We start from the raw sequence: 274 nt of genomic DNA, 5'->3' as shown, positions 1-274 counted from the left end.
AAATGGGTGCAGGCCGATAGCCAGCAAATCAACGATTTTCGCACCGTGATGACCGGTGAATTACATCATTTACTGTTAAATCACTCATTGATTGGCGCAGGTTTGCCGCCGCAGGAAAACTCTGCCGATGCCTTCGCGGCTGGTCTTGAGCGTGGTCTTAATACGCCCGCCATATTGCCGCAGCTTTTTGAAGTTCGCGCCTCGCATGTGCTGGGAACACTTCCCCGCGAACAGGTCAGCGAATTTCTCTCTGGTTTGTTGATTGGTGCAGAGG

The 274-nt window shown here is 52.2% G+C and carries 1 pseudogene; it reads left to right on the top strand.

The features are described from left to right. Nucleotides 1-274, top strand: a pseudogene (gene dgoK, locus V5P19_RS23540) (2-dehydro-3-deoxygalactonokinase); the annotation flags it as partial.

This window comes from Enterobacter sp. UNJFSC 003, assembly GCF_036903355.1.
In the GTDB taxonomy this organism is placed as follows: Bacteria; Pseudomonadota; Gammaproteobacteria; order Enterobacterales; family Enterobacteriaceae; genus Enterobacter.
The sequence above is the reverse complement of the archived record's forward strand: the minus strand, read 5'-3'. Positions and strand labels throughout refer to the sequence as shown.